Genomic DNA, 7,652 nt, shown 5'->3' with positions numbered 1-7,652 from the left:
AGTCAGCGGCAGTCGCAGTCCCGCCAGCGCGGGGTGGACGTTCATGGTGCCTGCGATGCCCGTGTCCGAGCCGACCCGCCGGCCCCGCACCAGGCGTTCCACCGCCGACTCCACGCCCAGGTGCCAGGGCGCCGCCTCCACGTCGAGCGGCACGGGCAGGCTCTCGAGTTCCTCGCGGGAAAGCCTTGGCGTTTCGATGTTGGTGGCAATCAGCGTCCAGCGGTCGGGCAGGACGAGCAGCATCCCCGCCCCGGTTTCGGTGGCGAGTTTCACGTGGTTGTCGGCGCCGCCGGTGGCCCAGGCGAAGTTGTCACGCCGGCCGATCAAAATCCCGTCCAGCTCCAGCGCCGTCATCAGGCGGTTGAGGCGCTGGCGCTTCACTTCCACCTCCTGGCGGCGGCCCTCGCTTGTGGCTCCCATCTCGCGATGACGCCCCCCTTCGCCCGCACCCTTGCACCTTCGCCGCGCCCCTAACTCCTACCTGGTATCGGGCCTTTTTTCGTGATAGATTGCTGATCCCGGACAGGGCCTTCGGGCTTTTCGTGAACCGAGGTGTGCACGCAGGTGAGGGGCAACATCCGCAACGTCGCCATCATCGCGCACGTCGACCACGGCAAGACGACCTTGGTGGACGCGCTGCTGCGCCAGAGCGGGCTTTTCCGGGCGAACCAGGCGCTGGAGGAGAGGCTGCTGGACTCCAACCAGATCGAACGCGAACGGGGCATCACCATCCTCGCCAAGAACACCGCGGTCACCTACGGGGCGGTGAAGATCAACATCATCGACACCCCCGGCCATGCCGACTTCGGCGGCGAGGTGGAACGGGTGCTGCGCATGGCCGACGGCTGTCTTCTGGTGGTGGATGCCTTCGAGGGGCCGATGCCGCAGACGCGATTCGTGCTGCGCAAGGCGTTCGAGGTAGGCCTGCGGCCGATCGTGGTCATCAACAAGATGGACCTGCCCAACGCCCGACCCGAAAAGGTCGTGGACGAGGTGCTTGACCTGTTCATCGAACTCGGCGCGGACGAGGATCAGATTGACTTCCCCGTGCTGTACGCGTCCGCCCGGCAGGGATGGGCCAGCGCCGAGCCGTCGGCCCGGGAGGGGACCATGCGGCCCCTGTTCGACGCGATCCTGGAGAAGGTGCCGCCTCCATCGGGCGATCCCAACGCGCCCCTGCAGGTGCTGGTGACCACCCTGGACTACAACGACTACCTGGGGCGCATCGCGATCGGGCGCATCTTCAACGGGGTGGTGCGCCCAGGCCAGGCCGTCGCCGTGACCGACCACCAGGGAAGGATCCGCCAGGGCAGGGTGGCAACGCTTTTGACCTTCCTCGGGCTCAAGCGCGAGGAGACGCCCGAGGCTGCGGCCGGCGACATCGTGGGTATCACGGGCCTCGAGGGCATCGAAATCGGCGAGACGGTGACCGACCCCGAACGCCCCGCGCCGCTCCCGCCCATCCGGGTCGAGGCGCCCACCATCAGCATGTACTTCATGGTCAACGACAGCCCGTTCTCGGGCGAGGAGGGGCGCTTCGTCACCGGCCGGCAGCTTAAGGAACGGCTGTGGCGGGAGATGCAGACCGACGTCGCGCTGGACGTGGTGCCCACCGATTCGCCCGACACGCTCGAGGTGAAGGGGCGGGGCGAACTCCACCTGGCCGTCCTCATCGAGAAGATGCGGCGAGAAGGTTACGAACTCCAGGTCTCCCGCCCGCGCCCGATCCTGCGGGAGCGAGACGGGCAACTGGAGGAGCCTTACGAGGAAGCGGTCCTGTACGTACCCGCCGAATCGGTGGGGCCGGTCATGGAACTTCTGGGAAGCCGCCGGGCGAGCGTCCTCGAAGTAGCGCCGCAGAGCGGCGGCATGGTCAAGATCCGGGCGTACCTGCCGTCCCGGGGGCTCATCGGCTTCCGCTCGGAGTTGCTGACCGAGACGCGGGGGTACGGCATCCTGTACCACGTCTTCGACCACTACGGGCCGTTCGTCGGCGAGCTGCGCTCACGCCCCGGTGGGGCCATGATAGCCACTGAGACCGGTACGACGACCTCCTACGCCATTGAGAACCTGCAGGAGCGCGGGGCCCTCTTCTTCGGGCCCGGGGTGCGGGTCTACGCCGGCCAGGTGGTGGGTGAGCACTCCCGTCCCCAGGACATCACGGTCAACATCTGCAAGGAGAAGCGCCTGACCAACATGCGCGCAAGCACCGCCGAAGTGGCAGCGAAGCTCGACCCGCCCCGGGTCATGGATCTGGAGAAGGCGCTCGAGTGGATCAACGACGACGAACTCGTTGAGGTCACGCCGCTCACCATTCGCATCCGCAAGGCGCCAAGGGCTCCTGCGGCCCTCAACCTCGGCGCCTCTGCCGGGGGCCCACTTCGCCGAGACTGACCGCCGGTCACTGACCGACCTGTATGCTCCCGTCAGTCAGCGAGAGGGAGTCCGTCCCCCCGGCGCAGCGGGGTCACTGGGAGGCCTTTGCCGCCTCCGAGGGCGCCGGCGGGTTGCTGCCGGCCGCCGCCGCCTGAGCGCCGCCCTCCGTGGCCGACACCAGCGCGGCCTTCTCCTGGCGGCTCACCTCCGAGCCATGGCGCTCGGAGCCGGTGCCGGACAGCGCCCGCTCCACGGCGACCCGGAGTTCCAGGGAGCTGCGCCCCGGCGAGCCTCTGGAGGACCACGAGAGAGCGGCCTGCGCCGCCGCCCTGGCTCTGGCCTGAAGCTCCCGCAGGCGTTCCGCTAGCCCGCTCGCCTGGGCCCGGATGGCCTGCGCCTGCTCGCCGGCTGCAGCGGCTTCCTCGACTGTCTGCGACGCCGCCCGCCGGGCGGCCTGCGCTGCCGCGTCCAGCCGGGTCTTCAACTCGGCAAGCTGCCGCACCGTCTCCTTCGCCTCGGAGGCGACCCGGCGAAGCTCCTCGGCGACCACCGTGACGCTGCGGCCCTGCGCCTCCATGCGCGCGCCCTCGATGGCCGCGCTCAGCGCCAGCACCTTGGACTCGCCGCCGAACTCCCGGATGCGCTCCGCCAGGGTGTCGAACTGCTCCGCGGCGCTGCTCAAGCTCAACGCCTCGGCGTCAAGCCGCCGAGCGGCGCCGGCCAGCACATCCATCCTCGCGGCCAGCCGGTTGAGGGCGGCGCTTTGTTCTTCGGTCTCGAGCAGCCGCTGGTCGAGAGCGTCCCCCAGCCTTCCGAACCAGGGCCCGAGGGCCGTTGCCAGCGCCTGCTGCCCCTGGTCGGCTACCTGCAGGCCCCGCCTGAGCGCCGAAAGCGGCCTGGTCGTTGCCCGAACGAGCCAGATTCCCCCGATGAGCGCTGCCACCAGCACGCCGGCGGCCACCGCCCAGAGGCTCGCCCTCGCGTCCCGCTGGAGGCTCTCGGATGTCCGGCCGATAATGGCCTGCCGCTGGCTGATCACACGCCGCAGCGAGCCGACCGTGGAGGCCACCGCGCCGGCTTGGTGGGCCACTTCTCGCGCCTGCTCGCGGCTGATGACCACGACGCCGTTGGCCGAGCTATCCCCTTCCAGTGCGCCCCATTCCGTGAGCTGCTGCTGCAGGGTCTGGAGCTGGATCTCGACCTGTTGGAGGCTCTGGTCTTGCTGCTGCCAGGCGTCGTACAGGACGGAGAACGACTCGGTGATGTTACGCCCGACGCGCCCGCCGACCACAATCCCGCCGGCCACCGCCAGTGCCACCAGAATCAACGCCGTGGCCACGAACGGCCCGGTGATCCCTTTCCCGGACGACGGCGGCACGGCCAGGCTGCTCACCTGGGCCACACCCGGGGTCCGCCCGGCAGCGGGCTGCCCTGCTTCCTGCGACATCGGGCGTCCCTGCCCTTCCGAGAGCCCCTTGGCGGGGCCTCCGACATGACGCCGGGTTTTTCGACGTCAGGGCGGGCCTGACCTCTAAATCCCAGCCGAGGCGAAGTCTGGAGGCCACAGCGGCCCCTTCGTGAGCACCCTGGGGTCGATGAAGCCGTCGGGAAGCCACGCGGCCCAGTGCAGGTGAGGCCCGGTACTCAGGCCGGTGGCCCCTACCCTTCCGATGACCTCGCCCTTTCGCACCACCTGGCCCTCCCGGACCAGAATGGCCGACAGGTGCAGGTACGACGTGAACAGCCCCCACCCGTGGTCAAGGATGACGGTGTTGCCAGTGACCAGGTGGTCGCGTGCCAGCACGACCCGCCCGCCGTTGGCAGCCCGAACCGGCGTTCCTTCCGGCGCCGCGAGGTCAAGCCCGGAGTGGCGGCCCGTGACGCGGCCGTTCACCTCCCGGATCAGACCGTATTCGCTCGTGATGCGGATGGGGCCCTGGAGGGGCCAGATGAACGGGCCATCCCAGAGCGGCCGCTGACTCGGGTCGGAGCGGGCCTCGCGCACCTCCTCCGCCTCCCGCCGCCGCCGTGCCACGAGTTGCGGGTCCTCGGACCTGACGAGAGCCTCCTTGGACGCCGAAACCCTCAGGCGCTGGACGGGGAACGCCCGCGGCCGCACCACGACCGCCTGGCGGCCGACCTCCCCGGAAGGCGTTCGAACCACCACCCAGTACCGCCCCGGCTCCAGGTCGTAGGAGGCCGACAACAGCGCCACGGCCTGCCCGCCCGGGCCCTCGTAGAACCGGAAGGCCGTCCCGCCGAACTCTCCCGATAACTCCCGGGGCGATCCCTGCGCCAGCACCCGGAGAAACTCCCCGGGCTCCACCTCGGCCGGCCCCACCCGCACGGCGCCGGCCTGGGCGGGGGCACCCGGGTGTGCTGCGGCGGGGGCAGACGCTTTCACGGCCCCGGCCGCGGCGAGCCCGGTGAGCGCTCCCACCAGGGCGGCGCACGCTGCGGCATTCAGGAGAACCCCAGCCTTCCTCGCCGTGCGCGCCGAGCGCCCTCCACCCGGCGGACTCCCCGTCTTCCTCACCCTTTCACCCGGATCAGGTGTGTCACTGCCTCGACGTGCGCCGTGTGGGGAAACATGTCCACCGGCTGTACCGGCCCCCACCGGTAACGCGCGCCCTGCGCCGCCGCCTTCTCCATGAACTGGCGGAGATCCCGCGCCATCGTCGCCGGGCTGCAGGAAACGTACACGAAAAGGTCCGGGGGCGTCTTCGCCAGCGTTTCGACGACCCGCACATCGAGCCCTTTGCGCGGCGGATCGACCACCACCATCAGGGGTTCACCGGACGCCGCCGCTGCGGCCGCCTCCTGCGGCAGTACCTCCTCGACCAGACCCGCCACGAAACGGGCGTTGGGGATACCATTGAGCGAGGCGTTGGCCTGCGCGTCGGCCACCGCGTCCTTCACCTCTTCGACCCCTACCACCTCTCCAACCAGGTCGGCGGCCGAAAGCCCGATGCCTCCCACGCCGCAGTATAGGTCGAGCAGCCGGCCGGACGGGAGCGTCCGGCCCCGCTCCTCCTGGTAAGCCCGGATCCGCTCCCGCACCTCGCCGTACAGCACCCCGGCCTGTTCGGTGTTGACCTGGAAGAAGGCCGTCGCGTAAAGCCTCAGGCGCAAGTGGCCGACGCGTTCCTCGATCCAGTCCCGGCCCCACACCAGGCGGTTCTCACGTCCCAGGATGACGTTGGTGCGCCGGGGGTTGATGTTCTGCACAACGCCCACCAGCTCGGGCACCCGAGCCTTCACCCGGCGCGCCAGTTCATCAAGTACGCCTGGCGCCGGCAGCGGCTCGCCCGCGGTCACGACCACCAGGAGCCCCTCGCCGGTGGCGCGGCTGACCCTTGCCGTGACATGGCGCACCAGGCCGCGGCCCGTGGACTCGTCGTAGGGCGCAAGGCCAAGCTCCTCCAGGGCGTCCCGGGCTGCGGCGGCCAGGCGTACGTTCGTGGGGTGCTGCACCCGGCAGTCGAGGGCCGGCACCACCTCGTGGCTGCGGCGGCGGTAAAAGCCGATGGCAAGGCGCCCCGATGCATCCCTCGCCACCGGGTACTGCGCCTTGTTTCGATACTCCCACGGGCGCGCCATGCCCCGGACCGGCCGGACCAGGCCCGCGGCCTCGCGTACACCGCCGATGCGCTCCAGGGCATCCACCACGAGCTTCCGCCTGGCATCGAGTTGGGCCGGGTAGGCGAGCCCCATCAGCGGGCAGCCGCCGCACTCCTCGGCTACCGCGCACGGCACGGCGACCCGGTGCGGCGAGGGCCGCACCAGCCTTGAAAGGCGCGCCCTGGCGAAACGGCGGGCACGGTGCGTGATCTCGGCCTCGACCCGGTCCCCCGGCAGGCCGCCTTCTACGAACACCACGAAGTTGTCGGCGGTGCGCGCCACGCCGTCGCCGTTGGGATCGAGGCCCTCCACGTCCAGTTGGGTGCGCTGCCCCTCCCGGGGCGCGCCGGCCGGGGCGGCGGCGCCCGGCTGCGTCAACTTACCGCATCCCTCCGCGTCTCCTCGAACTTTCCCGCCCCGGTACTAAGGAGCCGAGCTAAAGCGTATCCATCCCAGCGGACGTGGACAATGGAGGGAAGCTTCGATGGTGCGAAGCCGGCGCCTGCTGGGACTTCCCGTCATCGATATCGAGAACGGCCGCTCCGTGGGCAGGGTGAGCCGGATCGTCCTGGACCCGAGGGCCAGGCGGGTCTCGGCCTTCGTGGTCGCCTCAGGGCGCTGGCCGGCCGAGGATCACGTCCTGGAGTGGGGCCACGCCCGGGGCGTAGGGCAGGCTGCCATTACTGTTCGCGGCAGCCACCTGCTGGCACGGCCCGCTGCCCTCCCGGAACTCCAGCCCCTGCTTCGCCGGCCCCTGCGGCTGTACGGCACCCGGGTGCTGACCGAGGACGGCGAGTTCCTGGGAACGGTGGAGGAACTCATCATTGACGCCCAGTCGGGCGAGGTCACGCAGATCATCCTGTCGCCGAACGGCCTGGCACAGCGGCTCCGGGGGCACCCCACGCTGGAAGCCGACGCGGTTCTCGTGATGGGCGAGGACGCCATGGTGGTGCGGGCCGGCACCCGCGCCCAGCCGCCGCGTTCTGCCCGGCCGAACGGCACGGCCGCGCCGGCCGGCGCCCAAGGTCAGGCCGGCCACCCGCCTGGTCCGGCAACCGCCGGCGATGGTTCCCACAGCCGGCAGGCGCCCGACCCCGGGTCAGCGTCGGGCTCTCACGTGGGAGGCCGGCTCCAGTACGCCGCCCGGCAGACCTGGCAGGCCCTGCGCCGCCTGGCCGCCGAGCGCCGCCCGCCGAGGGACGGCGTCCAGTAGGGGCTTTTCGGCGGCAACGAGCGCCACGCCGCTCCGAGCGACGGTGTTCAGGACCGTCAGCCCCGTGCGGCGCATCATGTCCTCCACCTCCATGGCGCTCAGCCGGTAGCAGCCGTGCCTGGGCTCCCCGGGCCCCACCACCCAATCGACGACCAGAAGCAGGCCGCCGGGCGCCAGGACCCGCACAACCTCGGCCACGACCCGTTCCGGGTCTGCCATGCAGTGCAGGCTGTAGGTGAAAGTGGCCACGTCGAAGCGGCCCGACCCCAGGACGGAAAGGTGGTGGGCGTCTTGCCGGACGCAGCCGACCAGGTCCTCCACCCCCAGCCGGTGCGCCTGCTCAAACGCTCGGGCAAACCCGGCGTCCGTGAGGTCCACCCCCACCACTGGCCGTCCGGTCGCCTCGGCAAGCCGCGCCGCCAGCGTCCCTTCGTAGCAGCCC

Annotated in this window: 7 protein-coding genes; 2 read left to right on the top strand and 5 right to left on the bottom strand. The window is 70.8% G+C overall.

Features of this window, described 5'->3' with window-relative positions; translation table 11 throughout:
• A partial coding sequence (locus AB1609_11820; GenBank protein ID MEW6047153.1) for an aminopeptidase P family N-terminal domain-containing protein occupies positions 1-420 on the bottom strand: 420 nt, incomplete at its 3' end.
• Between the two features lie 144 nt (positions 421-564).
• Between AB1609_11820 and typA the strand changes: the two genes are divergently transcribed.
• Positions 565-2,394, top strand: a complete 1,830-nt coding sequence (gene typA / locus AB1609_11815) for a translational GTPase TypA (GenBank protein MEW6047152.1) — start codon at positions 565-567, stop codon at positions 2,392-2,394.
• A gap of 73 nt (positions 2,395-2,467) precedes the next feature.
• Here the strand turns inward: typA and AB1609_11810 are convergent, their stop codons facing one another.
• The 3 genes from AB1609_11810 to rlmD all read right to left on the bottom strand — a co-directional run bounded on the left by AB1609_11810 (position 2,468) and on the right by rlmD (position 6,375).
• Positions 2,468-3,823, bottom strand: a complete 1,356-nt coding sequence (locus AB1609_11810; protein MEW6047151.1) for a hypothetical protein — start codon at positions 3,821-3,823, stop codon at positions 2,468-2,470.
• Between the two features lie 84 nt (positions 3,824-3,907).
• A complete protein-coding gene (locus AB1609_11805; GenBank protein ID MEW6047150.1) occupies positions 3,908-4,912 on the bottom strand; it encodes a M23 family metallopeptidase in 1,005 nt (334 codons plus the stop codon).
• Entirely contained in the window at positions 4,909-6,375 is a 1,467-nt protein-coding gene (gene rlmD, locus AB1609_11800; protein ID MEW6047149.1) for a 23S rRNA (uracil(1939)-C(5))-methyltransferase RlmD, read from the bottom strand. Before rlmD ends, AB1609_11805 begins: the two co-directional genes overlap by 4 nt.
• A gap of 106 nt (positions 6,376-6,481) precedes the next feature.
• On the opposite strand from rlmD, the gene AB1609_11795 reads away from it, so the two are divergent.
• Positions 6,482-7,210 (top strand): PRC-barrel domain-containing protein, encoded by a 729-nt coding sequence (locus AB1609_11795; GenBank protein MEW6047148.1) that lies wholly within the window; start codon positions 6,482-6,484, stop codon positions 7,208-7,210.
• Here AB1609_11795 and AB1609_11790 read toward each other — a convergent pair.
• On the bottom strand, positions 7,097-7,652 hold a 556-nt coding region (locus AB1609_11790; GenBank protein ID MEW6047147.1), incomplete at its 5' end, for a methyltransferase domain-containing protein. The genes AB1609_11795 and AB1609_11790 overlap by 114 nt on opposite strands.

The sequence above is a fragment of the Bacillota bacterium genome (assembly GCA_040754675.1).
Lineage (GTDB): Bacteria > Bacillota > Limnochordia > Limnochordales > Geochordaceae > Geochorda.
The sequence above is the reverse complement of the archived record's forward strand: the minus strand, read 5'-3'. Positions and strand labels throughout refer to the sequence as shown.